The sequence below is a fragment of the Plantibacter sp. MCCC 1A11337 genome (assembly GCF_013349365.1).
GTDB lineage: Bacteria > Actinomycetota > Actinomycetes > Actinomycetales > Microbacteriaceae > Plantibacter > Plantibacter flavus_A.
The window spans coordinates 189,501-214,594 of the sequence record NZ_JABJWX010000005.1 but is presented as its reverse complement, the minus strand read 5'-3'; the positions used below and the strand labels follow the sequence as shown (position 1 = coordinate 214,594).

Below are 25,094 nucleotides of genomic sequence, written 5' to 3'. Positions count from 1 at the left end.
CCATGGACAGGACCATCGCACTCGAACGACTTCGCGCCACCGTCGCGCGCGGCCAGGCCGTCATCGGCGCCGGGGCGGGCACCGGCATCTCGGCGAAGTCCGCGGAGGCGGGCGGCGTCGACCTCATCATCATCTACAACTCCGGCAGGTATCGGATGGCCGGTCGCGGCTCGCTGTCGGGCCTGCTCGCCTACGGGGACGCCAACCAGGTCGTCGTGGAGATGAGTCGGGAGGTGCTGCCGATCGTCCGCGACACCCCGGTGCTCGCCGGCGTGAACGGGACGGACCCGTTCCGGATCATGGAGCGCTTCCTCGACGAGCTCAAGACGATGGGGTTCACCGGCGTGCAGAACTTCCCGACCGTCGGGCTCTTCGACGGCGTCTTCCGCCAGAACCTCGAGGAGACGGGCATGGGCTACGACCTCGAGGTCGACATGATCCGCCTCGCCGCCGAGCGTGACCTCCTCACGGCCCCGTACGTCTTCGACGTCGAGTCGACGGTCGCGATGACCGAGGCGGGTGCTGACGTCCTCGTCCCGCACATGGGCCTCACGACGGCCGGCACGATCGGCGCGACCACGGCACTCTCGCTGGAGGAGTCGGCGCACCGGGTGCAGGAGATGCGCGACGCGGCCGTCGCGATCAACCCGGACGTCATCGTGCTGTGCCACGGCGGTCCGATCGCCGAACCGGAGGACGCCGCCTTCATCCTCGCCAACACGACGGGCGTCGCCGGGTTCTTCGGCGCGTCCTCGGCCGAACGCCTCCCGACCGAGCGGGCGATCAAACGCCAGATCGAAGACTTCAAGGCCATCCAGACCCGCTGACCGACGGCACGACCGACCACCCGACCACTCGACGAGGAGCATCTCATGACCGAACCAGCCATCACCCCTGCCACCGCCGGCCGTCGCCCCGACGAGGTCCCCACCCGGGTCTTCGATTGGGGCACCATCAAGTGGCTCGTCACCCCGCACCTCGACGAGGGCGCCGGACTCACGGTCGGCGAGGTCATCGTCTACCCCGGACAGGGCCACGCACCCCACCAGCACCCGGGCGAGGAGGAGGTCATCACGGTGATCTCCGGCGAGGGCGTGCAGACCGTCGGCGACGGTCCCGCGTTCCCGATCCGCGAGGGCGACGCCGTGTACATCCCGAAGGACACCGTGCACTCCACCTACAACACGACGTGGCGCCCGCTGCGACTGTCGGTCGTGTACACCCCTGGTGGCGCGGAGACGGGGCTCGACGGCCTGCCCGACGCGCGCATCCTCGACGCCGGAACGGCGCCGAGCTGGAAGCAGGACCGCTGATGCCGGTGATCGAACCGGGCTCCTGGGTGCATCCGGGTTCGAAGCCGGACTGGAGCGAGATCGGCACCATCGGGCGGTTCGCGGTGTCGGTCGACGGCGGACGGTTCGACCGGCACCACCACGACGACCACGAGATCTGGTTCATCACCGAGGGCAAGGGGAAGGTGCTCGTCGACGGTGGCGAGCGCTACGTGCAGTCGGGCGACATCGTGCTGACGCAGGCGGGCGACACCCACGACATCGTCGAGGTGTACGAGACGATCCGTGGCTTCTTCACGGAGACGGGACTCCCGGCCGGTGGGCGCGTCGGCCATCTGCACGCGAACGAGGAGGACGCAGCCGGGCACGTGGTGACCGCACTCCCGCTGCCCGCCGACTTCCCGGCCCGAGCCTAGGATCGTCCGTATGCGCATCGCCGTCACCGGGAGTTCGGGCAAGCTCGGCTCCGCCACCGTCGAACGACTGCTGCGGGACGGCCACGACGTGCACGGACTCGACGTCGCGGGCACGGCCGGGCCGGGGTTCACCCGTGTGGACCTGACCGACTACGGGCAGACGATCGACAGCCTGCTCGGGGTGACGGCGAGGTTCGCAGGTCTCGACGCCGTGGTGCACCTGGCCGCGATCCCGGTGAACGGGCTCGTGCCGGATGCGGCGACGTTCCACAACAACCTGACCGTGTCGTTCAACGTGCTGCACGCGGCGCTGCGGGCGGGCATCCGGACGATCGTGACGGCGTCGAGCATCACGGCCATGGGATTCCCGTTCGATGAGGCGCCCGAGTTCCTGCCGATCGACGAGACCGTCAGTCGCGCGAACAACACCTATGCGCTCGGGAAGGTCGCCGAGGAGGCGATGGCCGCACAGCTGGTGCGGTGGGCCGACGGGATGTCGATCACCGCGTTGCGGTTCACGAACGTCGTAGCGCCGGGGGAGTACGGCACGTTCGCGCGGGCGTCGGAGCCCGGGTACCGACGCGATCTCCTGTTCAGCTATGTCGACGCACGTGACGGTGCGCAGGCGGTCGCGCTGGCGCTGACCCGAGCGGAGCCCGGCTTCGAGGTCTTCGACGTGTGCGCCTCCGACAACGGGACGACCGTGCCGTCGGCGGAGCTCGCGGCGACGCACTTCCCCGGCGTCCCGCTGCGGGCGGGGCTCGGCGAGTTCGAAACGCTCATGTCCATCGACAAGGCCCGCACACGACTCGGTTTCGAGCCCGAGTACTCCTGGCGGGACGAGTTCGAGCGCGAGCATGCAGTGCGGGCCTGATCGGCACGGAAACGAACGAGGCGCTGATCGGACGATCGACGGATGAGTGCACCCCGGTTCGCGCGAGCGCGATGCCGTTGACCGGCGACGGGGCATCCGAGGCCGATCGGGCGTTCCTCCTCGCTGAGTACGGCTTTGACGACGCGCTCGACGAGGCGATCCGGGTCGGCACGCCCAAAGTCGGCGCTGCACCCGAGAGTGGTACGAACGGTCGAGACCGTCCGGCGCGGGAACCCGCCGCGTCGCCTAGCGGACGCCGGCCTCGGCTTCGGCCAACGCCCGCACCTCGGCGACCTCGCGGATCTCGTCGGCACCGATGTTCGCCCCGAAGAGCTCGTGCCCCGGTTCGAGGACGACGCCAGCCCGCAGCGGCCCGATCTCGACCGGGTCGAACCCGAGGGCGTCCACCACGGCCGAGACGGCCGCCCGGTCCGCGGGGGCGTCGCCGGCGATCGCGATGCCCTTGCGGCCCGGTGCGCCGGTGGGACGTGGCTCCCCGTCGAGGTCGTGGTACCCCATGTGGTTGAACGCCTTCACGACCCGGGACTCCGGCAGGAAGGCGGCGACCAGCTCGCTCGTCGAGGTCTCCGGCGCACTGAGGTCCTCGCGGTGGCCGTCGACCTCCCACCAGTAGTTCATGGCATCGATGACGAGTTTGCCGCGCAGCTCGTCGACGGGCACCGAGCGATGTTTGCCGAGGGGCAGCGCGAGGATGACGAGGTCGGCCTGGGTCGCTGTCTCGGCGGCGGTCGTGGCGACGGCACCCGGAGCGAGGACGTCGATCGTCAGGGCGATCCGGGCGGCGTCGCGCGAACCGCTGATGAGCACCCGATAGCCGGCGGCGACCGCGAGTCGTGCCAGGACCGTGCCGACCTTGCCGGCACCGAGGATGCCGATGGCGACGCCCTGCGACGGAGCGGGGTCGTCGGGGGATCGGACGGTTCCGGAAGCGGTGTCGGACATGGGTCTCCTTCGTGGACGGTGCGGCCGCACGCGGTCGCCTGGGTCAACCGGGGGTCGTCCATCGCTATTCCGAGACCGGTCCGACGTGGACGCGCAACCCCTCCTCCGCGATCGCCCGCTCGACGTACCGTTGCCGCATGACTGACGCAGAACAGACCGACGCAACGACCCCCGACGCCACGACCTCCGGCTCGCCCGAGACGATCGGCGCCACCGAGGAGACCCTCGGGGCCCGGGGCGACGACAGCTCGACGAGCGCGAGCAAGGACCCCGAGGACTGGGTCACCGGCGACGAGCCGATGACCGGCCCGCAGCGCAGCTACCTCGACACCCTGGCGCGCGAGGCCGGCGAGGAGCTCCCCGCCGACCTGACGAAGGCGCAGGCCTCCGAGCACATCGACCGGCTGCAGAACGCCACCGGTCGCGGTCAGTCCGGATCCTGAGCGCCGCCGCCACCGTGACCGACTCCAGCAGGGCTCCGCTCCATCACGAGGTGGTCGTCATCGGTGGCGGCAACGCCGGTCTGTCCGTCGCGGGCAGGCTCCGGCGATACGGGGTCGATGACGTCGCGGTCATCGAACCGCGCGAACACCACCGGTACCAGCCGATGTTCTCGCACGTCGCGGGCGGGACCGCGTCCGCATCGGTGGCCACGAGGCCCCAGCGCGCAGTGACGCCGAAGGGCGTGACCTGGATCCAGGACCGGGTCCGGTCCATCGACCCGGTCGCGAAGACGCTGACACTCGAATCCGGCACCGCCGTCGAGTACGACCAGCTCATCGTCGCTCCGGGCATCCAGCAGGACTGGGACGCCGTGCCCGGTCTGACGGAGGCGATGGCCTCGCCGGTGGGGATCTCCAACTACACGTTCGAGTACGCGCAGAAGGCCTCGCGCGTGCTCCGGTCGGTCCGCTCGGGCACCGTCGTGTTCACGCAGCCCGCCGGCCCCGCGAGCTGCTCGGGCGCCGCGCAGAAGCCGATGTACCTCGCGTGCGACCACTGGCGGCAGACGGGCGTCCTCGACGACATCCGTGTGGTGCTCGTCGTGCCCACACCCACGATGTTCGGCATGCCGATGATCGACGCCGAACTCGACCGCAAGGTCGCCGAGTACGGCATCGAGGTGCGGTTCTCGCGCGAGCTCGTCGCGGTCGACCCGGAGCAGCGCGTGGTGACCATCGCGCAGACCGACCCGCAGGACGGCCCGGATCGCGGGCAGGACGGCGTGACGGGGGGACTTCGGGAGGAGATCCCCTACGACGTCCTCCACGCGGTGCCGCCGCAGTCCGCACCGGACTGGCTCGCGGCAACGGCGCTCGCCGAGCCCGGCAACCCGGGTGGCTTCGTCGAGGTCGACTCGCTGACCCTGCGGCATCCGCGCTTCCCCGACGTCTGGGCGCTCGGCGACGCCGCCGCGGTGATGAGCTCGAAGTCCGGCGGAGCCCTCCGGCAACAGACGAAGACCCTCGCGAAGAACCTCGTCGCCGTGCGGTCCGGCCAGGAGCCGAGCACGGTCTACAACGGCTACTCGGTGTGCCCGTTCACGGTCTCCCGCGGGACGGTGGTGTTCGCCGAGTTCGACGACCGCTACCGCCCGAAGCCCTCGATCCCGTTCTGGAACGGACTCGCGAAGGAGCGCCGGTTCACGTTCATCGCCGACCGCCACGTCCTGCCCTGGGTGTACTGGAACCTCATCCTGCAGGGTCGGGCGTGAGCGTCCGCAGCCGCACACCGAAGGTCGTCTCCGCCACCGGCACCCGGTAGCGCTCGGGCAGGGCCGGCCCGCAGGACGAGCTGCCGAGCCCGTGCTGCGCATGGTCGAGGTTGAGCCACACGCGGCCGGAGTCTCGGAGGTCCTGCGGGTGGCGGGCCTCCTCGAGCGCTTCGCTCGTCCATCGTCTGGCGGTGAAGTCGAAGCCGGTGTCCTGCAGCTGCTCGGCTCGCAAGGCCGGCAGGCCGTCGCCGGTGAGTTCCACCCACCGCGTCCCGACGTGGTTGCCGTTCTCCTCGGGCACCGGGTAGTCGGTCTGGAGCCCGTCGACACTGCTCGTGAAGCGACCGATGCGCGCCGCGGCGAGGCTGTCGACGTACGACTCGCCGGGGCCCCGACCGAACCACGTCGCATCCGTATAGCTGCCCGGTAGTCCGAGTCGGAGGCCCAGGCGCGGCAGCGTCAGCACGTGATCGCCGATGGGGGTGTGCTCCCAGATCCCCTCGGGGACGATGGTGACCGACAGGTCCAAGGCGCCGCCCGCGTCGGTCCAGTCGAACGTCCAGCGCAGGCCGAGCCCGTGCGCGGCGGGGGCGCTGCGGCCGGAGACCCGCAGGCCGCCGCCCTGCCCGTCGTCGATCCGCTCGACGGCGTCGGTCCGGTGGAGGAAGCGGTCGAGTCCCGTGAGCTTCCAACTGGCTGCGGCCGTGTTCCGCGGCCCCTGGCCCCGGTCGTTCTCGGTTGGTGCGCGCATGATGTCGAGGACGGGCCCGTCGAACTCGAGATCGCCGAGCGCGCGGAGTCGGCCGGTGCGGGCGTCGAAGGAGCCTGCGCCGAGGGTGATGCGGTGGCCCGGCGTGCGGTCGGCGTGAGCGAGCGGTCTGCGTGCCGCGGACGCCACGGGAACGGTGACGCCGGTCGGATCCGCCGGTCGGTCGGCGGCGATCCGCGCCTGCCCGAACGCGACCTCGTGTCCCGCTGCCGCCCACGGCTCGTCGGCCGCCAGGACCGCGCGCACGGTGAGCCAACGCTCGACGGGTGCGCCGGAGACGGGATCGACACCGGCGGTCGGCACGGTCGCCTCGGCCGGCAGGTCGACGGTCACCGCGCTCCGGGGGTCCACGGGCGGTGTCGTCAACGCGCCCGACGCGACGGCGAGGCCGTCGTCCTCCAGCTGCCACCGGAGCGCCAGGTGATCGAGTGACCGCATGTCGTGTTTGTTCCTGACCGTCAGCGTGCCGGTGGTGGCGTCCGCCAGGAGCTCGACCGGACTGATCGCGGCGTGCAGCTCGGCGAGGCCGGGGGAGGGCGTGCGGTCGGCGAAGACGAGTCCGTCGAGGCAGTAGCGTCCGCCGTTCGGTCGGAAGGCGACATCGCCACCGTGCATGACGAACTCGTTCCCGGCGGCGTCGGTGCTGCGGAAGCCGTGGTCGATCCACTCCCAGACGAAGCCGCCGCAGAACCGGTCGGAGGACTCGAGGATCCGCTGGTAGTCGACGAGCGACCCCGGGCCGTTGCCCATCGCGTGCGCGTACTCGCAGAGCAGGAACGGGAGTCGCCGCCGACGCACGTCGTCCGGCGACCCCGCCACGACGCCCACGGGGGTCGGTTCCTCGCGACGGCCGATGGCCTCGAGCAGCTCCTGGTCGGGGTACATGAGGCTGGAGAAGTCCGAGTTCCGATACGACGGATCGCGCTCGTACATGATCGGCCGAGACGGATCGCGCTCGCGGATCCACTGCTCCAGCACGTCGAAGTTCTCGCCGACCCAGCTCTCGTTCGCCATCGACCACACGACGATCGACGGGTGGTTCTTGTCTCGCTCGACCATCCGCTGGACACGGTCGAGCATCGCGTCGCGCCAGACCGGCTCCGTCGGCGGATTGCCGGCCCAGTCGGTGTAAATGAAGCCGTGGGTCTCGAGGTCGCACTCCTCGACCACCCACAGCCCCAGCTCGTCGCAGAGGCGGAGGAAGTCCGGGTGGGGCGGGTAGTGGCTCGTGCGCACGGCGTTGAGATTGTGCTGCTTCATGAGCAGGATGTCCCGCCGCATGGTCTCCGTGTCGAGCGAACGGCCGCGGTCCTGGTCGTGCTCGTGCCGGTTGACCCCGCGGAACAGCACCGGGACGCCGTTCACGAGGAAGCGGCCGTCCTCGATGGAGACGGTGCGGAAGCCGATGCGCAGCTCGACGGTCTCGTCGGCCACGGGCGTCTCATCGGTCGGCCGTGGCCTGAGGTGCGCCGTGTAGAGGCGCGGTACCTCGGCGCTCCAGGGCTCGACCGGCAGAGCGGTCGCGGTGCCGGTGGGGAGGTCGCGGATGCCGAGCTCGGGGACGTCGACGAGGCCGGGGACGTCGGTGTCGACGCGCAGGACGCCGATGCCGTCGCGATGGTCGTAGCTCGCGCGGACCTGGACGTCGTCGATCGCGCCGGCCGGGCGTTCCAGGAGGTCGACGTCGCGGAAGATGCCCGGCAACCACCACATGTCCTGGTCCTCCAGGTACGTGCCGCTCGACCACCGGTGCACCCGCACGGCGAGGACGTTCTCACCGGGGACGAGGTGCTCGCCGACGTCGTACTCCACCGGGAGACGGCTGCCCTTGCTGTGGCCGAGGAGCACGCCGTTCAACCACACGGTCCCGCAGGAGTCGACACCCTGGAAGCGCAGCACCGTGTCATCGCGACGCCAGTCCTCCGGCAGGGTGAAGGTGCGGCGGTAGTCGCCCGTCGGGTTCTCCTCGGGCACGTGAGGCGGGTCGATCGGGATCGGGAACGCGGTGTTCGTGTACAGCGGCTGCCCGTGGCCCTCGAGGACCCAGTGCGCGGGCACCCGGATGCGGTCCCAGGAGGAGTCGTCGAGCGACGGATCACCGAAGGCGTCGCCCGTCCCGTCGGCCGTGGGCGAGAGCGTGAACGCCCAGTCGCCGTTGAGGGACAACCGACGTGCGTCGCTCAGTTCGTCGGCACGGGGTCGCCGCCGGCCGGTCCCCGGGATCGGATCTTCGACCCACGACGCCGCGAGCCGTGCTGAGTCGTTCATCGTCGTGCAACCTTCATCGTCGGGCGTCCCTTTCTCAGGAGGTCATCGGCGCGCCGGCCCGGCCAGCGGACGCCACGCCGGCGGACTCCTGAGAAAGGGACAGTGGAAGGGAAAGGGGAGCGGGTGGGTGGATGGATGGATGGAGGACGGGCTCAGTCGGTGATGGTGCTCGGCGGGGTGCCGAGTGCGTCGAGGTCCGACCAGAAGTCCTCGGGGATGTGGGTCGTTCGCAGCGTCTCGACCTGTTCCAATCGCTCGGGCCGGTTCATCCCGACGACGGTGGAGTCGACGAGTTCCGATCTCGTCGAGAACGCGAGCGCGGCAGCCGCGAGCGGGATGCCGTGGCGGGTGGCCAGCTCGTCGGCGCGGTCGACCCAGGCGAGCAACTCGGGTGATCCGACCTGGTACGCGTACGTGGCCGGCTTGCCGTCGCGCCCGCGCCGTCCGGCGAGGAGTCCGCCCCCGAACGGAGCCGCGTTGAAGACGCCCATCCCGAGCGAGCGCGCCTCCTCCAGCAGGCCGGTCGCCGACCGGTCGACGAGCGTGAACCGGTTGTGCGACAGCAACACGTCGAACGCGCCGGTCCGCACATACGGCAGCATGACGCTGAGCGGACCGGCCGCGATCCCGATCGCGTCGACCAAGCCCTGCTCCCTGAGTGCCAGCATGCCCTCGATCGCACCACGCGGTGCCGACGCCTCCTCGAACGACACCGAGTACGGGTCGTGCAGGTGGAACACCGGGATGCGCTCGACGCCGAGCCGCTCGAGGCTCTCCTCGAAGGACCGCAGCACCCGGTCGCGGTCGAACACCGCCGTCGACGGATCCTGGTCGGCCTTCGTCACCACTCCGCGTCCCTCGGGCAGACCGCTCTGACGGATGGCGTCGCCGATCGCCGTCTCGCTGCGTCCGTCCGAGTAGTTGTTCGACGTGTCCACAAGCAGATTCGGACCACGGAGGGCGGCCGCTGCGAACGCCGTGGAGCCCGGGCCGGGGGAGCCGTCGGCGCTCGCCGGCGTGCCGAGTCCTGAGGTGCCGACCGTGACCGGGCTCACGACGAGCCCGGTCGAGCCGAGCGGTCGGAGGTCGTCTGGTGTCGCCACTGCCGCGGTCGTCCGGTCGGTGGAGGAGGTGTGGGTCGTGTCGTCGTTGATCATGTCGTCCATCCTGCAGTCGTCGGGCACTCGGGCATCACCCCTTGAGTGCGCCGGATGCCAGCCCCTTCATGATCCGCTGGTTGAGGAACACGAACACGACGAGCAGTGAGAAGACGTTGATGCAGATGCCCGCGAACAGCGGCCCGTAGTCGACCTGGCCGAACTCCCCACTGAAGTTCAACAGGCCGGCCTGGATGGTGCGGAGGTCGGCGTTCGTCGTGAAGGTCAGCGAGATGAGCAGGTCGTTCCAGATGGAGAGGAACTGGACGAGCCCGATCGTGAAGAGCGCGTTCCGCACCATCGGCAGTCCGATGGACCAGAAGGAACGGATGATGCCGGCTCCGTCGATCGTCGACGCCTCGAACACCTCGCGCGGCACGGCCCGGAAGTAGGCGGTCATCATGAAGACCGTCAGCGGCATCCCGAGCGCCGTGTAGGTGATGATCATCGGCCAGTAGGTGTTCGTCAGGCCGAGGTTGAAGTAGGCGACGAAGAGTGGCACGAGGATCATCTGGCCGGGGATCATGATGCCGGAGATGAACAGCAGCAGCGTCAGGTTGCGGCGTTTCCACACCATCACCTCGAGGGCGAAGGCGGCGGCGACGCCGAAGATGAGGATGAAGACGAGTGACGGCAGGGTCACGATGACGCTGTTGAGCAGGTTCTGCGAGATGTTGCCGGTCGTCCAGGCGGTGACGTAGTTGTCGAAGCTCCACGACTCCGGGAGGGAGAAGGTGGACTCCTGCAGGAACTCGCGCTGGTTCTTGAACGAGGACAGGAACAGCCAGACGATCGGGTAGATCTCGATCACGAGCAGGAGTCCGATGAGGATGACCGAGGGCAGTTTCCGCAGGTAGTAGGCGCGCGAGCGGGGAGCGCGACGCATCTTCGGCCGGCGGACGGCGGTGCCGGATCCGTCGCCGCTGCCGCTCGAGGCCGGTGTGGTGGCGCCGGGCGCCGGGGTGATGGCGGTCGTCATGGCGTCAGTCCTTCGTCAGGTCTTTGCGGGAGGTCTTGAAGATCAGGAGCGTCACGAGGAAGCACATGATCGTGAGCACGAACGCGAGCGTCGAGCCGTAGCCGTAGTTCTGGTACGTGAACGTCGTGTTGTACATGTACAGCGTCAGCGGGGTCGTGGCCGTCCCTGGCCCGCCGCCCGTCAAGGCGAGCACCGAGTCGAACACCTTGAGCGTCGCGTTGAAACTGAAGATCACCGCGGACAGCAGCACGGGGAGTGACAGCGGCACGATGATGTACCGGACGAGCTTCAGGCCGCGGGCACCGTCGATGCGGGCCGACTCGATCACCTCCTCGGGGATGTCGAGGAGCCCCGCATAGAGCAGGACGGCGTAGAAGCCCATCGACCGCCAGAGGTCCATGATGATGATCACGACGAACGCGCTGTCGGGCGAGCTGAACCAGTCCACCGAGTCGATGCCGAAGCCGTTCAGGATGGCGTTGACCGGTCCGGTCTGCGGCGCGACCTCGAACAGGCGCTTGAACAGCAGACCGACGGCGACGGTCGGCAGCACGACCGGGAAGAACACGAGCGTGCGGACGAGCGTCGACGCTTTCTTCAGGACGAAGACGTAGAAGAGGGAGAGTGCATAGCCGAGGGCGATCTGCGCGACCGTCGCGATGAGCGAGTACTTGATGCTGAAGAAGATCGCTTCCGGTGCCGTGGGGTCGGCGAACAGCTGGGCGAAGTTGTCGAGGCCGACGAACTCGAAGCCGCGCAGGTCGCCCTGGAAGAAGGTGAGGCCGAACGACCACATCACCGGGACGAGCTTCACCAGGGTGAAGATGAGCAGGGCCGGGCCCAGCAGGATGGCGATGGCCTTCCTGTCGCCGAGGACGTCTTTCATGCTGTGCTCCTGAGTCGGTCGGGGGACCGTGAGGCTGGGCGGCGAGGTGCGAGACCCGCTGCAGAGGTGGATGTCCGCGGACGGACGGATCCGGTCGCCGGGCTACTGCCGGGCGACCGGATCGCCGGTTACTTCTTGAGACCCGCGTCCACGCCGGCCTGGACGAGCGCCGCGAAGTCCTCGGGGGAGATGCCGCCGGTGAGCAGCGGGGCGGCGTTGGTCTGGGCGTCGACGCCGGCCTTCTCGGGGAGGAAGGTCTCGAACCATGTGACCGTCTCATCGGTGTCGGCCATGATGCCCTGCACCTCGGCGGTGAGCGCGGGGACGTCGGTCACCTCTTCGTTGAGCTTGAACCCGGAGATGACGCCCTGGTTCTTCAGCACGCTGGAGCCGTAGTTCTCCGCGATGCAGCTCAGCCAGCCGCCGACCTTCTCCTCGTCGTAGCCCTTCGTGGAGAACGAGGTCGCCGCACCGGTGTTGGCCGGGTACTGGTCGATCGAACCCTTGCCGCCCTCGACGGTCGGGAACGGCATGAAGCCCACGGCGTCCTCACCGATCTGGTTGAGTTCGGTGTTGTAGACGTCGGCGAGCATCCAGGTGCCGTTGTACATCATGGCCGCGTTGCCGGTGAAGAACTCGCTCGTCGCGGTCTGCATGTCCATCGTCGTGATGCCGGCACCGAAGTACTTGCCGAGGTCAGCGACGGCGGTGATCGCCTCGACGTACTCGGGGTCGGTCAGCTTGGCGTCGCCCGAGGCGATGTCGTTCATCGCGTCCGGGCCGAGCAGTCGGAACAGGTAGGTGCTGATGTAGCGGGTGATCGTCCAGCCCTGGGCACCGGAGACCGTGAAGGCGGACTTGCCGGAGGCCTGAACGGTGTCGGCCGCGTCGAGCAGTTCGTCCCACGTCTGCGGGACCGCGATGCCGAGGTCCGTGAACATCGTCTTGTTGTAGAAGAAGCCCTCGACGTTGTACTGGTAGGGCATCGAGACGAACCGGTCGCCGTAGATGTTCTTCACGGTGGCGACGGCCGAGGGGAGGATGTCGTCCATGACGCCCAGCTCGGTGAGGGTGTCTTCGAGGTCGAGGACGGTGTCGTCGTCGCCGAGGGTGCCGCCGGGCCGCAGCGGTGCGGTCGGTGCGGTGAAGGTGGTGGGCAGGGCGTTCTGGCTGGCGAGCAGCGTGACGCGCTGGAGCACGTCGGCCTGGGGCAGGGTCTCGACCTTGAGCGGCAGCGCCTTCTCGTTCGCGGCGCACGCGCCGTCGCCGAGAGCGGTGAGTTCGTCGCGGACGATCGAGTTCTCGACGGCCGCGAGGTAGTCGAACGACGTGGCGCTCGACGCGCCGCCGTTCCCTGCGCAGGCGGTCAGGGCGAGAGCGGTGACGCCGAGAGCGGCGATGGCGGTGGCCGACCGACGTTTCGGGGCCCGGTGCGCTGTGGACACATTTCCTCCTTGAAGATGTGGCAGTGATGTTGAGACGCGAGCGGTGATGGTCGCGAGCAAAGTTGAAGCGTTTCAATGGCCGAGGCTAACCGCGCACGGGTCGCATGTCAAGCGTCGGATCAGTTCCGCTCGGCGAGGCACTTCCGGCATGACGACGGCTGGACGGAATGCATATTGACACGTTTCAAGACGGCGACGAGAATGGGTGATCGTCGTCCCGTGATCTCGATCATGTCGGCACGACCACAGTCAACGACGATAAACGGCGATTCGACCCGCCGGACGAGGAACGGAACCGCACATGAGGTTGCAGGGCAAACGAGCCGTCATCACCGGAGCAGCAGGAGCGCTCGGCCGGGTGATCGCCCAGAAGCTCGCCGCGGAGGGGGCAGACGTCGCCGGCCTCGACCTCAACGCCGCCGGGCTCGAGGAGACGGCGGAACTCGTCCGTGCGCACGGGGTGCGGGCCGCATCGGCGACGGCCGATCTGACCGACTTCGACGCCGTCCAGGCTGCCGTCGGCGGCATCGTCGACGAGTGGGGCGGGGTCGACATCCTGCTGAACGGTGCGGGCGGCGGCGCGGTCAGCTTCTTCCACGAGATGACGTACGAGACCTGGATGACCCAGATGGACCGCAACCTCAACTCGGTGTTCAACGTCACGCGCGCGGTCCTGCCCTCGATGCTCGAACAGCGCTCCGGTCGCATCATCAGCATCGCGTCCATCGCCGCCGTCAGTGGCGGACGCCTCGTGCGCGGGGCGACGGCCTACGCCGCGGCCAAGGCCGGCGTCGTCGGACTCACGAAGGCGCTCGCGATCGAAGTCGCCGAGCAGGGTGTCACCGTCAACGCGCTCGCCCCCGGAGCCCAGGCGACCCCCGGCCGCGACAACGACACCCCGGAACGCCGCGAGGCGCTCCTCGCGCAGATCCCCACCCGGCTCCTCGGCGAGCCGGAGCACCTCGCGGAGACGGTCGTCTTCCTCGCCTCACCCGCCGCCGTGAACCTCACCGGCCTCATCCTGCCGCTCGACGGCGGACACTCGATCTGAGGCGACGGACGATGACGACAGGACCAGAGGACATGACGAGACTCGAGCGCGGCAAGGCGAAGTTCGACGAGGTGTACGGCGAGGGGAAGTCGGAGGGGCTCGTCGCGATGCAGACCGGGCTCGCGCAGGACCTCGCGCGTTTCGGTATCGAGTTCAACTTCGGCGACATCTACTCCCGGCCGGGGCTCACGCTGGCGCAGCGGGAGCTCATCACCCTCGCGGCTCTCGTCGCGCTCGGTGGGCTGGAACCACAGCTGCGCGGCCATACCCGCGGTGCGATCAACGTCGGCTGCAGCGCGACGGAGATCCTCGAGACGGTCATCCACACCGTGCAGTACGCGGGGTTCCCTCGCGCCCTCAACGCGATCCGCGTCGTCACCGACGCCCTCATCGAGGTCGGCGTGGAGATCCCCGAGCCGCTCGGACCGGGCTGGACCGGCCCGGAGCCGCGCGACCAGCAGCCCGGCAGCGCTCAGGACCGCCCGGGACCCGGCGATCTAGACTGAGCCGGGCCGCGGGCGAGTGCCCGCAGCGCCGCAGGACGACAGGAGGGGTTGAGCATGGGACGAGTCGGAATCCGCGAGGTCGCGACGCTCGCCGACGTCTCCATGGGGACGGTTTCGCACTACATCAACCACCCCGATCGGGTCTCCCCGGAGAAGCAGGAACGCATCCAGCGGGCGATCGACCAGCTGGGGTTCGTGCGGAACAACGCGGCCTGGCAGCTCCGTCTCGGTCGGAGTGGCACCATCGCGTACATCGCGCCGGACGTCAGCAACCCGTTCTTCGCGACCATCGCCGAGGGGGTGGAGCAGCGCGCGGCCGAAGACGGTCTCTCGGTGTTCATCGCCAACTCGAACCGGAGTCGTGAGCGCGAGGACGCCTATCTCGGCATGTTCGAGGCGCAGCGTGTGCAGGGCATGCTCGTCGCCTCCCACGAGTCCGTCGAGGAGCGGTTGACGAGCATCCGGCAGCGGGGCATCCCGTCGGTCCTCGTCGGGCAGCTCGCGTCGTCACCGGACCAGCCGTCGGTGTCGGTCGACGACGTCCGGGGTGGGTTCCTCGCCGCGGAGCACCTGCTGCAGACCGGTCGTCGTCGGCTCGCGTTCGTCGGTGGTCCCCTCGGCATCCGCCAGGTCGCCGACCGCTTCGAGGGTGCGAGTGCCGCCGTCGCAGCGATTCCGGGAGCCACGCTGGAGGTGATCGCGGGCACGGAGCGGACGATCGCCGAGGGGCGCGAGCTCGGACGCGCGATCGCCGCACGACCGGTCGACGCCCGTCCCGACGCGGTCTTCGCGGTCAACGACCTGCTGGCACTCGGCATCATGCAGGCGCTCGTGGTCGAGCACGGGGTCCGGGTGCCCGAGGACATCGCGATCGTCGGCTACGACGACATCGAGTTCGCGGAGTCGTCGATCATCCCGCTCACCTCGGTGCGTGCGCCGCACGAGGGCTTCGGTGTCGCGGCCGTCGAGCTGCTCCTCCAGGAGTTCGCGGTCGCCGACGGTGCCCCCGTCCCGCCCCCGTCATCCCGCCACATCGTCTTCGCCCCCGAACTCGTCCCCCGAGCCAGCTCGCGAACTGTCACCAACGGCTAGTCCAGCGCCCCGTCACTGTGCTGGAGTGACAGTTCGCGGGCTCTGGCGGGTGGCGGTTCGGATCCGGTAGAGGGACGTGCTGGCCGTGATGTAGAGGCTGCGGCCGTCTTCGTCACCGAAGCAGACGTTCGCGGTGCGCTCGGGGACCGGGATGCGCAGGATGGTCGCGCCGGTGGGGTCGAAGACCTCGACGCCGTCGCCCGCAGACGACCAGACGTTACCGTCGACATCGATCCGGAAGCCGTCGGATGCGGGGACCGCGGTGCTCGCGAAGGTGCGTCCCGGGGTGTCACCGAAGACGACCGAGACGCCGTCCTCGGCGACGTCGTACGCGGCGATGCGGAGTGCGCCGTCACCCGTGTCCGACACGTACAGGATCGACTCGTCAGGGGAGAACGCGAGCCCGTTCGGGTGGACGAGGGCGGTGATCACCGGCTCGATCGCTCCGGTGTCCGGCTCGAAGCGGAAGACGTAGCAGCCGTCGTACTCCTGCTCACCCGGGTGCCCCTCACGCCCGCTGGCGTCGATGCCGTACGGCGGGTCGGTGAACCAGATCGAGCCGTCGGAGTGCACGACGACGTCGTTCGGGGAATTGAAGCGGCCGCCGGCCCAACGGTCGACGAGCGTGATCGGGCCGTCGGGCCCCTCGATCTCGACCGCGCGACGCCCATGGCTGCACTGCACGACCCGGCCCTCGCGGTCGATCGTGCGGCCGTTCGTGTACTCGGCGCCGTCCCGGAACACGGCCGTCTCATCGGTCGCGGTGTCGAACTCGAGGATGCGGTTGTTCGGGATGTCGCTCCACCGCACGCTGCGGGTCTCGGCGATCCACGCGGGGCCCTCGCTCCAGATCGCGCCCGTGTACAGGTGCTCGAGTTCGGCTCCCTCGGCGAGCAGCGGCGAGGGTTCGTTCGTCATGGTGACGTCGTCGTCGGTCATGACACCCAGCCTATTCGGCAGGTGCGGGTCTACGCCGGATCGATGGGGGAGGAGCCGAGGTTGCGAGCGCTCGGTCGGGTGACGGGCGGTTCGACGATCGACTCCAGGAAGGCCCACGCATCCATGCGCCAGCGGTCACCGGCGACGTCGATCGCCTCGATCCGGAACGGTGGGGTGAGGATCGCGTCCCAGTCGATCGAGTCGAGGACGCGTCGCGGGATCATCTCATCGACGTACGGCGCTTCACGCTCCGGATCCGGTGCGACCTCGGGCGCCTCGTCGTCGACGAGGACCTCGAGTCGGTCGATCATCGCGTCATCGAACGTCTGCATGCGGGTCACGAGCGTCTGCAGCTCGTCGGGATCGAGTCCGGCGACGAGTTCGAGGAGATAGGCGCGCCCCGGATACGCTTCCGCGGGCACATCGACGATGTTGTATCGGCCGTCGTCGGAGATCCACATACGTCAACGCTAGCCCGTCGCGGCTGGAGGCCGGGCGAGAGTGATGAGGTGAAGTGAGGTGATCGGTCGCCCGGGCCGCGGTTCAGCGACGACGTGCCGCAACTCAGGCGGTGGGTACCTGCGTCGGGTGGACAGGCAGCTGCGCGGCTGGGCGGACGAGCGCGGTCGGGCCGGGGTCGGTGAACCCGAACTGCTCGTAGAGGCCGTGCGCGTCGCTCGTGAAGAGCGTCCACCGGAAGTGCGCGCCGGGACCGTCGTCGATCATGGCCTGCACGATCCGCTTGCCGAGCCCGTGGCCCCGGTGCGCTTCGTCCACGACGACGTCGGCGAGGTAGCCGAAGCCGAGTCCGTCGGACACCGCTCGTGCGAAACCGACCTGTGCGCCCGTCTCCTCCTCGTACACGCCGATCACGCGCCAGGCGTCGTCGATCTGCGTCTCGACGTCGGCTCGGCTGCGCCACTTCGTCCAGTAGACCTCGCGGAGCAGGGCCCACACGGCGTCCCGGTCGATGCGGTCCTTCGAGTCGTCGATGCGATAGCCCATCGAGCCACCGTAGGACGGCCGGCACCGGACCGTGGAGAGCCAGTCCGGCCTCGGTGGCCCGCTCGTCATCGGACGACACGACGGAATAGTCGAGCCGTCCGCGGGCTTAGCGTGAAGAGAAGTACCAGCGATGCACCGAACCCTGGAGGATCATCAGATGACTCACGCCCGCACCACCCTCGGAACGTCCGACCTGTCCGTCTTCCCGCTGAACCTCGGCGGCAACGTGTTCGGCTGGACCGCCGACCGGCAGACCTCGTTCGACATCCTCGACGCCTTCGTCGCGGGCGGCGGCAACTTCATCGACACCGCCGACGGCTACTCGGCGTGGGTGCCCGGCAACACCGGCGGTGACTCCGAGCGACTCATCGGCGAGTGGCAGGAACTCCGAGGCAACCGCGACGAGCTCGTCATCGCGACCAAGGTCAGCCAGCACCCCGACTTCACAGGCCTCGCGGCCGACAACATCCTCAAGGCGGCCGACGCCTCGCTCGAGCGCCTCCGCACCGACCACATCGACCTCTACTACGCGCACTTCGACGACGAGTCCGTCCCGCTGGAGGAGACGGTGACGGCACTGTCGTCGCTCGTCGACGCCGGCAAGGTCCGCCACCTCGGCATCTCCAACTACTCCGCAGCGCGGATCGCCGAGTGGTTCGAGATCGTCGAGGCCAAGGGGCTCCACCGCCCGATCGCCCTCCAGCCGCACTACAACCTCGTCGAGCGCGAGTTCGAGGGCGAGCTGCGCACGATCGCCGAGCGCGAGCAGCTCGCGGTGCTGCCGTACTTCTCGCTCGCGAAGGGCTTCCTGACGGGCAAGTACCGCGAGGGGTCGAGCGTCGACAGCGTCCGTGCCGAGGGCGCGCAGGCCTACCTCGCCGACCACGCCGCGCTCCTGCCCGTCCTCGACGAGGTCGCCGCGGCCCACGGCGTCTCCGTCGCGACGGTGTCGCTCGCGTGGCTCCGCTCGCAGCCGACCGTCGCCGCGCCGATCGCGAGCGCCCGCACGGTCGAGCAGCTGCCCGACCTCCTCGCCTCCGCCACGCTCGAACTCTCCGCCGACGAACTGGCCGCCCTCACCGCCGCCTCGGTCGCGTAGGGGCGGCCCCGGCGAGGGCACCTCCCCGCGCTCCGAAACACCCCGGCAACACGTGTCCCGGTAGAGTCGGCCCATGGGTGACCTGTTCAACGGCTATGGCGGCACGCTCGCCCCGCGCAAGACTCCGGGCGGCGTCCCCGCCTTCGACGAGATGTTCGGCGAGGCGGCGGAACATGCGGGTGGTGCGACCGCCAGGCGGGCGTATCAGGAGATCTACAGCTCCCTCGCTCGGATGACCCAGGAGGAGCTCCGAGGTCGCACCGACGCCCTCGCCAGCTCCTACCTCGCGCAGGGCGTCACCTTCGACTTCGCCGGTGAGGAGCGTCCGTTCCCGCTCGACGCGGTCCCGCGGGTGATCGAGCAGCAGGAGTGGACACAGGTCGAGGCCGGCATCAAACAGCGTGTCAAGGCGCTCGAGGCCTTCCTCGCCGACGTCTACGGCCCGCAGCTCGCCGTGCGCGACGGCGTCATCCCCGCGAAGCTCATCTCCTCGTCGTCGCATTTCCACCGGCAGGCCTACGGGATCCAGGCTGCGAACGGCGTCCGCATCCAGGTCTCCGGTATCGACCTCATCCGCGACGAGCACGGTCAGATGCGCGTCCTCGAGGACAACGTCCGGGTCCCGTCCGGCGTCAGCTACGTCATCTCCAACCGTCGCGTGATGGCGCAGACGCTCCCCGAGCTGTTCGTCTCGATGCGCGTCCGGCCCGTCGGCGACTATCCCAACAAGCTCCTGCAGGCACTGCGTGCGTCGGCCCCGCCGGGCGTCGACGACCCGAACGTCGTCGTCCTCACCCCCGGCGTGTACAACTCCGCGTACTTCGAACACACACTGCTCGCGCGGCTCATGGGCGTCGAACTCGTCGAGGGCCGTGACCTCTTCTGCTCCGGCGGCAAGGTCTTCATGCGCACGACCGCCGGACCCACTCGCGTCGACGTCATCTACCGCCGCGTCGACGACGAGTTCCTCGACCCGCTGTCGTTCCGTGCCGACTCCATGCTCGGCTCGCCCGGGCTCATGCTCGCCGCACGTCTCGGCAACGTGACCATCGCGAACGCCGTCGGGAACGGTGTCGCCGACGACAAGCTCGTCTACACGTACCTGCCCGACCTCATCAAGTACTACCTCGCCGAGGACGCGATCCTCCCGAACGTCGACACCTGGCGTCTCGAGGACCCGCTCGCCCTCGAAGAGGTCCTCGACCGCCTCGACGAGCTCGTCATCAAGCCCGTCGACGGCTCCGGCGGCAAGGGCCTCGTCGTGGGCCCGGACGCCTCGAAGGAGGAGCTCGCGACCCTCAAGACGAAGCTGCAGGAGGACCCGCGCGGCTGGATCGCGCAGCCGGTCGTCATGCTCTCCACCATCCCGACGCTCGTCGAGGACGGCATGCGTCCCCGCCACGCCGACCTGCGACCGTTCGCGGTCAACGACGGCAACGACGTCTGGGTGCTGCCGGGCGGACTCACACGCGTCGCCCTGCCGGAGGGGCAGCTGGTCGTGAACTCCAGCCAGGGTGGTGGCTCGAAGGACACCTGGGTGGTCGGCCGTGCCTTCGACCCGAACGCCGCGCCCGAGGCCTCGTCGCACGACATCCAGGGTCTCGTCGCCGAGCAGGCCACGACCGAGACGACGTCGATCCCGATCATCTACGACCACGGAACGACCCCGGAGCACTCGCCCCAGGACCGTCCGGTCGGCAACCAGGACCAGCAGGAGCAACAGCAGCAGACGCTCTCCACGCCCGCTGTCACCGGGCAGGAGGACGCATCATGCTGAGCCGCATCGCCGAGAGCCTCTTCTGGATCGGCCGCTACATCGAGCGCAGCGACGGCACCGCGCGCATCCTCGACGTCCACCTGCAGCTGCTGCTCGAGGACCCGTGGATCGACGAGGACACCGCCTGCCGGTCACTGCTGTCCGTCATGGGGAGCGACGCGCCCGCCGACCAGGAGCTCACCCGCCAGGACGTCCTCGCGCAGCTCGCCGTCGACCGCACCCACCCGGCGTCGATCGCATACTCGCTCGGCGCAGCCCGCGAGAACGCGCGTCGTGCCCGCGAGATCGTGTCGACCGAGCTCTGGGAGTGCCTCAACACGACGCGTGCCCGGATGCCGCGCCGGGTCGCGAGCGACAAGGTGCACGAGTTCTTCGGGTGGGTGCGCGAGCGCTCGGCCCTCGCCGTCGGCATCGTCGACTCCGCCACGAGTCGTGACGACGCCTGGCGCTTCTTCACCCTCGGTCGCAGCCTCGAACGCGCCGACATGACCGCCCGGCTCCTGGCGACGCGGTCGCTCACCGAGGCGAGTGGCCCGTCCTGGACGACGATCCTCCGCTCCTGCGGCGCCTACGAGGCCTACCTGCGCACGTACCGCGGCATGCCGAGCGCGAAGAACGCGGCCGAGTTCCTGCTGCTCGACCAGCTCTTCCCCAGGTCGGTCATGTTCTCCATCAGTCGGGCCGAGGAGTGCATGCGCGACCTCGAACCGCGCCGAGGCCGCGTCGGGACGGTCGATTCCGCCCAGCGCTTGCTCGGACAGATCCGGAGCGACCTCGAATACCGGCCCATCCAGGACACGCTCGTCGACCTCCCCGGTCGGATGGACGCCGTGCAGAACGTCACCAGCCAGGTGTCCGAGGCGATCCGCGAACGCTACTTCCCCACTCACGCGGTGCCCGCGTGGATCGGAGAGAACTCATGACCCGGCTCCACATCAAGCACAGCACCGGCTTCTCCTACGGCGGCAAGGTCAACGCGTCGTACAACGAGGCGCGCATGCTGCCGGTGACGACCGAGGACCAGTACGCCCTGTACTCGCACATCGACATCCAGCCGGGAGCGTCGCAGTCGACGTACACCGACTACTGGGGCATGAAGGTCTCGGCGTTCGAGGTGCTGACCCCACACGACGAGCTCTCGCTCACGGCGACGAGCCTCGTCGAGGTCCGGCCGCGCCAGCACGAACCGCACCCGACGGGCTGGGAGCAGCTCGACATCGCGACCCAGGCCGCCGTGACGCGGGTGGAGCACCTGGAACAGACGCGCCGCACGACGCCGCCGGACGACCTCGTCGAGCTCGCCCGGACCATCGCCGACCGCCACGAGAGCCCGTGCGAGGCCGCGATGGCCATCAGCCGGGAGATCGGCGAGCAGATGGACTACGTGCAGGGCGTCACGAGTGTGTACTCGACCGCTGCCGAGGCGTGGGCGAACCGCAAGGGCGTCTGTCAGGACATCACGCACATCGTCCTCGGGGCGCTGCGTTCGGTCGGGATCCCGGCCCGCTACGTGTCGGGGTATCTCCACCCGAAGCCGCACGCGGCGATCGGCGAGACCGTGACGGGTGAGTCGCACGCGTGGGTCGAGTGGTTCTGCGGTGACTGGCGTGGGTTCGACCCGACGAACATGGTCGACGTGGGTGAGCGTCACGTCCTCATCGGGCGGGGTCGTGACTACGGCGACGTCTCCCCGCTCCGCGGGGTGTACGCGGGCCCCTACCGCTCGAAGCTCTTCGTAAAGGTCGAGATCACCCGAGAGGCCTGACCCGCCGGCCGACGTGGGGCACACCCTCCTCGGTGGGTGCGTCAGCGCGGTGCGCTGACGTGAGCGCGGGTCATGCGCTTGAGCGCGGGTCTCCGGAGCGTCGCGCTCACGCGCCAGCCCCGCGGTCGTGCCCGTTCGGGCGCTCTCGTGTCAGCGCATCGCGCCGACGCCCGTAACCCCGCGCTCACGTCAGCGCCCCGCGCCGGCACCCGTAGGATCGACGGCATGCAGACCGAGATGATCGTCCCGGCCCGCCGCCCGATGAAGTTGATCCCCGCGGTGCTGCTCGCCGCGTCCGCGTTCTGCCTCTTCGGCCTCATCCAGCCGCTCGCCGGCTATCCGCTCCTCGTCGCCGCGCTCGCGACCGCGATCCTCATCGACCGAGAACTCGCGAAGGACCTGTTCCTCATCGCGATCGGCATCGGGATCGTCTCGACCACATCCGTGGAGGCGGACGTCTCCTGGCCGAGCTTCTTCCGCATCGGCACCGTGCTCCTGCTGGCGGTCGGTGTCCCGTTCCTCATCGACCGATTCGTCTACCGGCGGAAGGCGATCACCTTCCCCTGGCGCAGCCGCGAGAAGAAGACGAAGGGCGAGATCGCCTATCTCGTCGCCGTTCCGCTGCTCGGCTGGGCGATACTCCCGTTCTACTTCATCCGCTCCGGTGCCTACGAGAACTGGCCGGTGATCAGCGACGCCGGGGAACTCGGCCGGTTCTTCGTCGGCGTCAACGCGGTCGGCACGTGGGACGAGCTGTTCTTCATCTGCACCTGCTTCGCCCTGCTGCGACGGCACTTCCCGGTCTGGCAGGCCAACCTCCTGCAGGCCGTCATCTTCGTCTCGTTCCTGTGGGAACTCGGTTACCGCTCGTGGGGTCCGCTGCTGACGTTCCCGTTCGCACTCCTCCAGGGGTACCTGTTCTCGAAGACGCGGTCGCTCGGCTACATCCTCGCGGTCCACCTGCTGTTCGACGCGATCGTCTTCCTCGCGATCGTGCACGCCCATCATCGCGACTGGATCCCGATCTTCTGGTACTGAGCGAAGACTCCGTCCGCCAGCGCACCGCTCTGACGCGAAGGTCGCTGTTCCGGGCCCAGCGCGGTGCGCTGACGCGAGCGGCGGTGTTCGGGTTCCAGCGCGGGTCTGGCGGGTGACCGCGGGTCTCCAGAGGGGCGCGCTCACGCCACAGCCCCGCGCTCGCGTCAGCGCACCGCGCTGGCAGCAACCCGGACGGGGAATCAGCCCGCGGCGGGCTTCGTCGCCGCTCCGTCGAGCCAGAGCTCGGTCGACTCGTCGCGGTGCACCCCGTCGGTGCCGACGTGCTTCGCGCTGATCGTCGGACCGTTCTTGATGACGTGCACGAGCGCCATCCCATGACCCCGGCCGAGCTCGTAGTCCGTCTTCAGCCACTCGAGGATCTCGCCGGCCTTGGTCGACGCGTCGAAGCCTCGGGCGTGCGCTTCGTCGACGAGCTCGCGCGGGGTCTTGCCGGTCTTCGCCTCGGCGGCATCGAGATAGGCCTGGAACGACATGACGGCTCCTTCGTCGATCGGGTGTCAGCGCCATCGTAGCCATCGACGGCAACGAGCGACAGGCCTCGCAGCGCGCCATGCGGCCTCCCTCCAGGGAGGGCGGCGGCGACGCCAATAGGGTGAGGGGATGGACCGCCCCAGCAGGACCCCCGCCGGATTCGCCGCGACCGTCGGCATCGACCTCCTCGCCGTCATCGTGTTCGTCCTCATCGGCCGCGCCAGCCACGGCGAAGGCATCCTCGGACTCCTCGTGACGCTGTGGCCGTTCGCCGTCGGACTCCTCGTCGGACACGTCCTCGCACTCGTCCTCGGTCAGCGTGAGACCCGCTCCGTCCGCTGGGCCGGCGTCGTCGTCTGGGTGTCGACCGTCGTCGTCGGGATGGTGCTGCGCGCGGTCTCCGGCCAAGGCGTCCAACTCAGCTTCATCATCGTGACCGTCCTCGTCCTCGCCGCACTCCTCCTGGGGTGGCGCTTCGTCGCGTGGCTCATCGCGCGCCGACGCCGATGACGACCCCGACCCCGACCCCGACACCGACGAGCACATGAGCGCCGAGCGCTGGGGACGCTGGTACTTCGCGGTGCAGGCCATCGCCGGTGCAGCGTGGTGGGTGTCGGTGTTCCTCGTCCCGCCCGTCCGTGCGGCGACGCTCGGCAGCCTCGACCCCGTCGTCATGGCCGTGCTCGACGTCCCGCTCTTCGTCGTCGCCTCGGCGCTCGCCGCATGCGCCATCCGATGGGCGGCGATCCTCGCGACCGGATGGACGCTGCTGGTCACCGTGTCACTGGGGATCTTCGCGGCCGTGACCCAGGAGGCGGGCATCGGTGCCCTGCTGATGGTCGGTGCCGCGGTCGGCTCGGTCACGGCACTCGCGCTCGTCCTCACGGGCGGGATCCCGAGAGCGTGGATCGCCGTCGGGCCGTTCGCCTTCCGCCCGGCGGACGCGTCGGCGTCGACCGGTTCGCAACTCGTGAGGACCGCCGTCGAGATCGTCGCGTTCTGGGGCGTCTTCCTCGCGGTGATCCCCGCCGTCCTGCGGTTCTTCGAGCTGCGGTGGCAGGTCGCGATCGCCCTGCCGCCGGGCGCGGAGCAGATCGCCGTCGTCGCCGGCATCATCGTCGTGGTGCTCGGGAGCGTCGTCGGGCTCTGGTCGGCGGCCGCGATGGCGACGACCGGGGGTGGGACGCCGCTGCCCGCCGCGATGCCGAACCGACTCGTCATCGCCGGGCCGTATCGCTTCGTCCGCAATCCGATGGCCGTCGGCAGCATCGCCCAGGGCGTCGGCGTCGGACTCCTGCTGTCGTCCTGGATCGTGGTCGTCTACGCGGTCTTCGGAGCCGTCGTCTGGAACGTCCTGGTCCGGCCCGTCGAGGAGGCCGACCTCGAAGCGCGCTTCGGCGAGCCCTACCGCCGCTACCGCGATGAGCTGCGGTGCTGGGTCCCGAGTGTCCGCCCGGTGTCGGGTCGTTCGTGACTCCTGCTGCGCGTGACGACCGGCCGCGTCACCCGCCGCCCCGCCCGGCCGGGAGCCCCGGCGGTCGCAGGATGCAGGAGTTGTGGACGCCGA

The 25,094-nt window shown here is 69.4% G+C and carries 26 protein-coding genes; 16 read left to right on the top strand and 10 right to left on the bottom strand.

What is annotated here, in order from left to right; all coding sequences use genetic code 11:
• The first annotated feature begins 2 nt into the window (after window positions 1-2).
• Genes HOW07_RS17560 through HOW07_RS17545 form a run of 4 tightly spaced genes read left to right on the top strand, consistent with a single transcriptional unit; the run spans window position 3 to window position 2,582 of the window.
• Window positions 3-827: a phosphoenolpyruvate hydrolase family protein gene (locus HOW07_RS17560; protein WP_064295733.1), complete on the top strand. Its 825-nt coding sequence runs from the start codon at window positions 3-5 to the stop codon at window positions 825-827.
• 45 nt (window positions 828-872) lie between these two features.
• Window positions 873-1,313 (top strand): cupin domain-containing protein, encoded by a 441-nt coding sequence (locus tag HOW07_RS17555; protein ID WP_064295734.1) that lies wholly within the window; start codon window positions 873-875, stop codon window positions 1,311-1,313.
• Window positions 1,313-1,708, top strand: coding sequence for an AraC family ligand binding domain-containing protein (locus HOW07_RS17550; RefSeq protein ID WP_071260405.1), 396 nt, complete (start codon window positions 1,313-1,315; stop codon window positions 1,706-1,708). Before HOW07_RS17555 ends, HOW07_RS17550 begins: the two co-directional genes overlap by 1 nt.
• Window positions 1,709-1,718: 10 nt before the next feature.
• Window positions 1,719-2,582, top strand: a complete 864-nt coding sequence (locus HOW07_RS17545; protein ID WP_175118007.1) for an NAD(P)-dependent oxidoreductase — start codon at window positions 1,719-1,721, stop codon at window positions 2,580-2,582.
• 246 nt (window positions 2,583-2,828) lie between these two features.
• On the opposite strand, the gene HOW07_RS17540 is transcribed toward HOW07_RS17545, so the two are convergent.
• The gene (locus HOW07_RS17540) at window positions 2,829-3,545 is read right to left on the bottom strand and encodes an NADPH-dependent F420 reductase (RefSeq protein WP_175118006.1); all 717 of its coding nucleotides are present in this window, start codon (window positions 3,543-3,545) and stop codon (window positions 2,829-2,831) included.
• 137 nt (window positions 3,546-3,682) lie between these two features.
• Here HOW07_RS17540 and HOW07_RS17535 point away from each other — a divergent pair, with 137 nt between their 5' ends.
• The gene (locus tag HOW07_RS17535) at window positions 3,683-3,988 is read left to right on the top strand and encodes a DUF3072 domain-containing protein (protein WP_064295746.1); all 306 of its coding nucleotides are present in this window, start codon (window positions 3,683-3,685) and stop codon (window positions 3,986-3,988) included.
• Between the two features lie 14 nt (window positions 3,989-4,002).
• Window positions 4,003-5,259: an FAD-dependent oxidoreductase gene (locus HOW07_RS17530; RefSeq protein ID WP_175118005.1), complete on the top strand. Its 1,257-nt coding sequence runs from the start codon at window positions 4,003-4,005 to the stop codon at window positions 5,257-5,259.
• Here HOW07_RS17530 and HOW07_RS17525 read toward each other — a convergent pair.
• The 5 genes from HOW07_RS17525 to HOW07_RS17505 form a co-directional block, all read right to left on the bottom strand.
• Entirely contained in the window at window positions 5,237-8,296 is a 3,060-nt protein-coding gene (locus HOW07_RS17525; RefSeq protein ID WP_175118004.1) for a glycoside hydrolase family 2 TIM barrel-domain containing protein, read from the bottom strand. The genes HOW07_RS17530 and HOW07_RS17525 overlap by 23 nt on opposite strands.
• Before the next feature lie 152 nt (window positions 8,297-8,448).
• A complete protein-coding gene (locus HOW07_RS17520; protein ID WP_175118003.1) occupies window positions 8,449-9,453 on the bottom strand; it encodes an aldo/keto reductase in 1,005 nt (334 codons plus the stop codon).
• A 34-nt stretch (window positions 9,454-9,487) separates the two neighbouring features.
• Window positions 9,488-10,432 carry a carbohydrate ABC transporter permease gene (locus tag HOW07_RS17515; RefSeq protein ID WP_228507330.1) on the bottom strand — a complete coding sequence of 315 codons (945 nt, stop codon included), beginning with the start codon at window positions 10,430-10,432 and terminating at the stop codon, window positions 9,488-9,490.
• Between the two features lie 4 nt (window positions 10,433-10,436).
• On the bottom strand, window positions 10,437-11,318 hold the full coding sequence (locus HOW07_RS17510; protein ID WP_064295739.1) for a carbohydrate ABC transporter permease: 882 nt from the start codon (window positions 11,316-11,318) through the stop codon (window positions 10,437-10,439).
• A gap of 128 nt (window positions 11,319-11,446) precedes the next feature.
• On the bottom strand, window positions 11,447-12,763 hold the full coding sequence (locus HOW07_RS17505; RefSeq protein ID WP_079003547.1) for an ABC transporter substrate-binding protein: 1,317 nt from the start codon (window positions 12,761-12,763) through the stop codon (window positions 11,447-11,449).
• A gap of 301 nt (window positions 12,764-13,064) precedes the next feature.
• Between HOW07_RS17505 and HOW07_RS17500 the strand changes: the two genes are divergently transcribed.
• From HOW07_RS17500 to HOW07_RS17490, 3 genes are read left to right on the top strand one after another with little or no spacing between them, the layout of a single operon-like run.
• A complete protein-coding gene (locus HOW07_RS17500; protein ID WP_064295740.1) occupies window positions 13,065-13,814 on the top strand; it encodes an SDR family NAD(P)-dependent oxidoreductase in 750 nt (249 codons plus the stop codon).
• An 11-nt stretch (window positions 13,815-13,825) separates the two neighbouring features.
• The gene (locus tag HOW07_RS17495) at window positions 13,826-14,320 is read left to right on the top strand and encodes a carboxymuconolactone decarboxylase family protein (protein WP_217485398.1); all 495 of its coding nucleotides are present in this window, start codon (window positions 13,826-13,828) and stop codon (window positions 14,318-14,320) included.
• 54 nt (window positions 14,321-14,374) lie between these two features.
• On the top strand, window positions 14,375-15,412 hold the full coding sequence (locus HOW07_RS17490) for a LacI family DNA-binding transcriptional regulator (RefSeq protein WP_175118002.1): 1,038 nt from the start codon (window positions 14,375-14,377) through the stop codon (window positions 15,410-15,412).
• 12 nt (window positions 15,413-15,424) lie between these two features.
• Here the strand turns inward: HOW07_RS17490 and HOW07_RS17485 are convergent, their stop codons facing one another.
• From HOW07_RS17485 to HOW07_RS17475, 3 genes are all read right to left on the bottom strand, one after another.
• Entirely contained in the window at window positions 15,425-16,351 is a 927-nt protein-coding gene (locus HOW07_RS17485; protein WP_254628461.1) for an SMP-30/gluconolactonase/LRE family protein, read from the bottom strand.
• A 29-nt stretch (window positions 16,352-16,380) separates the two neighbouring features.
• Window positions 16,381-16,812 (bottom strand): hypothetical protein, encoded by a 432-nt coding sequence (locus HOW07_RS17480; RefSeq protein WP_064295749.1) that lies wholly within the window; start codon window positions 16,810-16,812, stop codon window positions 16,381-16,383.
• 103 nt (window positions 16,813-16,915) lie between these two features.
• Window positions 16,916-17,356, bottom strand: a complete 441-nt coding sequence (locus HOW07_RS17475; protein WP_175118001.1) for a GNAT family N-acetyltransferase — start codon at window positions 17,354-17,356, stop codon at window positions 16,916-16,918.
• A gap of 157 nt (window positions 17,357-17,513) precedes the next feature.
• Here HOW07_RS17475 and HOW07_RS17470 point away from each other — a divergent pair, with 157 nt between their 5' ends.
• The 5 genes from HOW07_RS17470 (at window position 17,514) to HOW07_RS17450 (ending at window position 23,035) form a co-directional block, all read left to right on the top strand.
• Window positions 17,514-18,455: an aldo/keto reductase gene (locus tag HOW07_RS17470; RefSeq protein ID WP_064295751.1), complete on the top strand. Its 942-nt coding sequence runs from the start codon at window positions 17,514-17,516 to the stop codon at window positions 18,453-18,455.
• 73 nt (window positions 18,456-18,528) lie between these two features.
• On the top strand, window positions 18,529-20,232 hold the full coding sequence (locus tag HOW07_RS17465; protein ID WP_121292247.1) for a circularly permuted type 2 ATP-grasp protein: 1,704 nt from the start codon (window positions 18,529-18,531) through the stop codon (window positions 20,230-20,232).
• Window positions 20,226-21,155: an alpha-E domain-containing protein gene (locus HOW07_RS17460; protein ID WP_064295753.1), complete on the top strand. Its 930-nt coding sequence runs from the start codon at window positions 20,226-20,228 to the stop codon at window positions 21,153-21,155. Before HOW07_RS17465 ends, HOW07_RS17460 begins: the two co-directional genes overlap by 7 nt.
• Window positions 21,152-21,997 (top strand): transglutaminase family protein, encoded by an 846-nt coding sequence (locus tag HOW07_RS17455; RefSeq protein ID WP_175118000.1) that lies wholly within the window; start codon window positions 21,152-21,154, stop codon window positions 21,995-21,997. Before HOW07_RS17460 ends, HOW07_RS17455 begins: the two co-directional genes overlap by 4 nt.
• A gap of 225 nt (window positions 21,998-22,222) precedes the next feature.
• On the top strand, window positions 22,223-23,035 hold the full coding sequence (locus HOW07_RS17450; RefSeq protein ID WP_175117999.1) for a CPBP family intramembrane glutamic endopeptidase: 813 nt from the start codon (window positions 22,223-22,225) through the stop codon (window positions 23,033-23,035).
• A gap of 200 nt (window positions 23,036-23,235) precedes the next feature.
• On the opposite strand, the gene HOW07_RS17445 is transcribed toward HOW07_RS17450, so the two are convergent.
• Window positions 23,236-23,529: a DUF4287 domain-containing protein gene (locus HOW07_RS17445; RefSeq protein WP_175117998.1), complete on the bottom strand. Its 294-nt coding sequence runs from the start codon at window positions 23,527-23,529 to the stop codon at window positions 23,236-23,238.
• 127 nt (window positions 23,530-23,656) lie between these two features.
• On the opposite strand from HOW07_RS17445, the gene HOW07_RS17440 reads away from it, so the two are divergent.
• Together HOW07_RS17440 and HOW07_RS17435 are read left to right on the top strand one after the other, a co-directional pair.
• Window positions 23,657-24,037, top strand: coding sequence for a DUF3054 domain-containing protein (locus HOW07_RS17440; RefSeq protein WP_175117997.1), 381 nt, complete (start codon window positions 23,657-23,659; stop codon window positions 24,035-24,037).
• A gap of 34 nt (window positions 24,038-24,071) precedes the next feature.
• Window positions 24,072-25,001: an isoprenylcysteine carboxylmethyltransferase family protein gene (locus HOW07_RS17435; RefSeq protein WP_175117996.1), complete on the top strand. Its 930-nt coding sequence runs from the start codon at window positions 24,072-24,074 to the stop codon at window positions 24,999-25,001.
• The last annotated feature ends 93 nt before the right edge of the window (window positions 25,002-25,094 follow it).

Bases quoted from the DNA above. Each gene is read 5' to 3' on its own strand.
- HOW07_RS17545 (WP_175118007.1), top strand. From the start codon at position 1,719: ATGCGCATCGCCGTCACCGGGAGTTCGGGCAAGCTCGGCTCCGCCACC.
- HOW07_RS17525 (WP_175118004.1), bottom strand. From the start codon at position 8,296: ATGAACGACTCAGCACGGCTCGCGGCGTCGTGGGTCGAAGATCCGATC.
- HOW07_RS17475 (WP_175118001.1), bottom strand. From the start codon at position 17,356: ATGGGCTATCGCATCGACGACTCGAAGGACCGCATCGACCGGGACGCC.
- HOW07_RS17455 (WP_175118000.1), top strand. From the start codon at position 21,152: ATGACCCGGCTCCACATCAAGCACAGCACCGGCTTCTCCTACGGCGGC.
- HOW07_RS17450 (WP_175117999.1), top strand. From the start codon at position 22,223: ATGCAGACCGAGATGATCGTCCCGGCCCGCCGCCCGATGAAGTTGATC.
- HOW07_RS17485 (WP_254628461.1), bottom strand. From the start codon at position 16,351: ATGACCGACGACGACGTCACCATGACGAACGAACCCTCGCCGCTGCTC.
- HOW07_RS17540 (WP_175118006.1), bottom strand. From the start codon at position 3,545: ATGTCCGACACCGCTTCCGGAACCGTCCGATCCCCCGACGACCCCGCT.
- HOW07_RS17470 (WP_064295751.1), top strand. From the start codon at position 17,514: ATGACTCACGCCCGCACCACCCTCGGAACGTCCGACCTGTCCGTCTTC.
- HOW07_RS17500 (WP_064295740.1), top strand. From the start codon at position 13,065: ATGAGGTTGCAGGGCAAACGAGCCGTCATCACCGGAGCAGCAGGAGCG.
- HOW07_RS17445 (WP_175117998.1), bottom strand. From the start codon at position 23,529: ATGTCGTTCCAGGCCTATCTCGATGCCGCCGAGGCGAAGACCGGCAAG.
- HOW07_RS17510 (WP_064295739.1), bottom strand. From the start codon at position 11,318: ATGAAAGACGTCCTCGGCGACAGGAAGGCCATCGCCATCCTGCTGGGC.
- HOW07_RS17515 (WP_228507330.1), bottom strand. From the start codon at position 10,432: ATGACGACCGCCATCACCCCGGCGCCCGGCGCCACCACACCGGCCTCG.
- HOW07_RS17480 (WP_064295749.1), bottom strand. From the start codon at position 16,812: ATGTGGATCTCCGACGACGGCCGATACAACATCGTCGATGTGCCCGCG.
- HOW07_RS17555 (WP_064295734.1), top strand. From the start codon at position 873: ATGACCGAACCAGCCATCACCCCTGCCACCGCCGGCCGTCGCCCCGAC.
- HOW07_RS17520 (WP_175118003.1), bottom strand. From the start codon at position 9,453: ATGATCAACGACGACACGACCCACACCTCCTCCACCGACCGGACGACC.
- HOW07_RS17435 (WP_175117996.1), top strand. From the start codon at position 24,072: ATGAGCGCCGAGCGCTGGGGACGCTGGTACTTCGCGGTGCAGGCCATC.
- HOW07_RS17550 (WP_071260405.1), top strand. From the start codon at position 1,313: ATGCCGGTGATCGAACCGGGCTCCTGGGTGCATCCGGGTTCGAAGCCG.
- HOW07_RS17440 (WP_175117997.1), top strand. From the start codon at position 23,657: ATGGACCGCCCCAGCAGGACCCCCGCCGGATTCGCCGCGACCGTCGGC.
- HOW07_RS17560 (WP_064295733.1), top strand. From the start codon at position 3: ATGGACAGGACCATCGCACTCGAACGACTTCGCGCCACCGTCGCGCGC.
- HOW07_RS17490 (WP_175118002.1), top strand. From the start codon at position 14,375: ATGGGACGAGTCGGAATCCGCGAGGTCGCGACGCTCGCCGACGTCTCC.
- HOW07_RS17460 (WP_064295753.1), top strand. From the start codon at position 20,226: ATGCTGAGCCGCATCGCCGAGAGCCTCTTCTGGATCGGCCGCTACATC.
- HOW07_RS17535 (WP_064295746.1), top strand. From the start codon at position 3,683: ATGACTGACGCAGAACAGACCGACGCAACGACCCCCGACGCCACGACC.
- HOW07_RS17465 (WP_121292247.1), top strand. From the start codon at position 18,529: ATGGGTGACCTGTTCAACGGCTATGGCGGCACGCTCGCCCCGCGCAAG.
- HOW07_RS17495 (WP_217485398.1), top strand. From the start codon at position 13,826: ATGACGACAGGACCAGAGGACATGACGAGACTCGAGCGCGGCAAGGCG.